This is a genomic window from Streptococcus mitis, assembly GCF_001579035.1.
Taxonomy (GTDB): Bacteria; Bacillota; Bacilli; order Lactobacillales; family Streptococcaceae; genus Streptococcus; species Streptococcus mitis_J.
The window spans coordinates 302,897-305,861 of the sequence record NZ_KQ970285.1; the positions used below are offsets into that span (position 1 = coordinate 302,897).

The 2,965-nt window shown below is 37.8% G+C and carries 3 protein-coding genes; all 3 read left to right on the plus strand.

Translation table 11 applies throughout. The features are described from left to right. The coding region (locus SMIDD26_RS01475) for a diaminopimelate decarboxylase (RefSeq protein WP_061438685.1) at positions 1-1,098 on the plus strand (1,098 nt) is incomplete at its 5' end. Between the two features lie 125 nt (positions 1,099-1,223). Then, positions 1,224-2,018, plus strand: a complete 795-nt coding sequence (gene pflA / locus SMIDD26_RS01480; protein ID WP_061438686.1) for a pyruvate formate-lyase-activating protein — start codon at positions 1,224-1,226, stop codon at positions 2,016-2,018. A gap of 427 nt (positions 2,019-2,445) precedes the next feature. Then, the coding region (locus tag SMIDD26_RS12130; protein ID WP_167747442.1) for an amino acid transporter at positions 2,446-2,965 on the plus strand (520 nt) is incomplete at its 3' end.

The following is a 2,965-nucleotide window of genomic DNA, read 5'->3' on the forward strand; positions in this document are numbered from 1 at the left end:
GCAGTTAAGGCTACTCCAACTCCAGCTATTTTGAAAATTCTCCAAGAGGAAGGTTGTGGCGTGGACTGCTCTAGTTATGTGGAGCTTTTGATGAGTCATAAACTGAATTTTCCAGGTTCTGAGATTATGTTCTCTTCAAACAACACGCCAGACAAGGAATATGCCTATGCGCGTGAATTGGGTGCGACCATTAACTTGGATGCCTTTGAAGATATTGAACATCTGGAGAGAGCGGCAGGCATTCCAGAGATTATCTCTTGTCGTTACAACCCTGGAGGTGTTTTTGAACTAGGAACAGACATTATGGACAATCCTGGAGAAGCCAAGTTTGGCATGACCAAGGACCAGCTCTTTGAAGCCTTTGCCATCTTGAAGGAAAAAGGAGCTAAGACTTTTGGGATTCACTCCTTCCTAGCGTCCAATACCGTGACCCATCTCTATTATCCAGAGTTGGCGCGTCAGCTTTTTGAATTGGCTGTTGAAATCAAGGAAAAGTTGGGCATTCCGCTAGACTTTATCAATCTTTCTGGCGGTATTGGTGTCAACTATCGTCCTGAGCAGGAGCCAAATGATATTGCCTTGATTGGTGAGGGAGTTCGTAAGGTATATGAAGAGGTCCTTACGCCAGCAGGTCTTGGTCAGGTCAAGATTTTCACCGAATTGGGTCGTTTTATGCTGGCACCTCACGGTGCTCTCGTCACAAGAGTCACTCATAAGAAGAAAACCTACCGTACCTATCTAGGTGTGGATGCATCAGCAGTCAACCTCATGCGTCCAGCTATGTACGGAGCTTACCATCATATTACTAACGTGACTCATCCAGAAGAACCAGCTGAAGTGGTAGATGTGGTCGGTTCACTCTGTGAAAACAATGATAAATTTGCAGTGAATCGAGAACTTCCTCATACAGAAATCGGTGATTTGCTGATAATTCATGATACAGGTGCCCACGGTTTTTCAATGGGCTACCAGTACAATGCTAAACTTCGTTCTGCGGAAATTCTTTATACTGAAGAAGGCAAAGCCCGTCAAATTCGCCGTGCAGAGCGCCCTGAGGACTACTTTGCAACCTTGTATGGCTTTGATTTTGAAGAATAAAATGATAAATAATTGAAAATGAAATTGAAAAACAGATTGCTTTCTAAAAAATAGACAAAAATCTTGTTTTTCCTTCAAGTCGTGATATAATAAAACTATAAAACGTTTTCAAGGAAGGTAACGATATGTCTGAAGAAACAATTGATTATGGACAAGTGACAGGAATGGTGCATTCAACGGAGAGCTTTGGTTCGGTAGACGGACCTGGTATTCGCTTTATTGTCTTTTTGCAGGGCTGTCACATGCGTTGCCAGTATTGCCACAACCCAGATACTTGGGCCATGGAGTCCAACAAATCACGTGAACGGACGGTAGATGATGTCTTGACAGAGGCCTTGCGCTACCGCGGTTTCTGGGGAAATAAGGGTGGTATTACAGTCAGTGGAGGAGAAGCCCTCTTGCAGATTGATTTCCTGATTGCCCTCTTCACTAAGGCTAAGGAACAAGGAATCCACTGTACCTTGGATACCTGTGCTTTGCCTTTCCGCAATAAAGCACGTTACCTTGAAAAGTTTGACAAACTCATGGCTGTTACTGACTTGGTTCTATTGGATATTAAGGAAATCAACGAAGAACAGCACAAGATTGTCACTAGCCAAACCAATAAAAACATCCTGGCCTGTGCCCAGTATCTATCAGATATTGGAAAGCCTGTCTGGATTCGCCACGTGCTAGTTCCAGGTTTGACAGATAGAGATGATGACTTGATTGAACTTGGTAAGTTCGTCAAGACTCTTAAAAATGTGGATAAGTTTGAAATTCTGCCTTATCATACTATGGGAGAATTCAAGTGGCGTGAATTGGGAATCCCTTATTCGCTTGAAGGGGTTAAACCACCAACAGCAGACCGCGTCAAGAACGCTAAAAAACTCATGGATACCGAAAGTTATCAAGACTATATGAAACGTGTACATGGATAAAAAGAAGCTTGATGGGAACATCGGGCTTTTAAATTTATATAAGTAAAATAGGCCTATTGCCTGAAATTATAGTAGTTTGAAATAGAATATGAACAAATAAATTAGAGAATTTAACGCAATTCTTAACTGAAAGCAGATTTTCTATTCTAAGCATTTCAGCAGAAAAAATTAACATTTCAGAGCAAGATTTAACATAGACATCTGAAATCAGCTAAACTATTTGTATCAAGATAAAGGAGGAAGTTATGAAAGCATTTAAAAAGTTATTTAAACGTCATACATGGAATTTCGGTATTGTTAGCATTAGCTACAAAGTCAATCGTCGCGTAACAATTTAATAAGCAGAATAACTAGTCTAATTAGATTAGTTATCAATCAGAGGAGATTATAAAGTCTCTTCTGATTGATAACTAAAGGAGATAATAAAATGAGCATAAATTTATTTACAATTTTTAGGACAATATGGTTAAGATCAGAAACAAAATTTTTATTTGCTTTTTCTCTACTTCCATTAGTAGTTCCTCTACTGACAAATAGTCCAGATATGGAAGTTTTTTATGTAGCAGGAGATAATGCAAGTTTTAGTTTTTTTGTTAGCATTGTATTTCAATCACAATTTAAACTTGTTTTACCAACATTAATTTTTTCTTATATGATTTATTCTACTTTTCGAGATGAATTTAATTCTGGAATAATGTTTCTATACAAAGATTTACCGAAAAATAGAATTTTTCAAGCTAAATTATTTTCTTTAACGCTTTTATACTGTCTATATACTTTAGTTACTTTCTGTACATCATTGATAATTTTCTTTTTATTTTTAAATAAATCAAATATGCTATTCTCAGGTGATGACTTGTTAAGTAGAGAAATCTTAAGCATTTTCAGTATATTCTTTTCTAATTTAGTATCTATTTTAATGATGTCGTATACCTCGCTAAAAACGA

What these genes read in the sequence shown, in the direction of transcription:
- pflA (WP_061438686.1), top strand. Translation starts at nt 1,224, where the DNA reads ATGTCTGAAGAAACAATTGATTATGGACAAGTGACAGGAATGGTGCAT.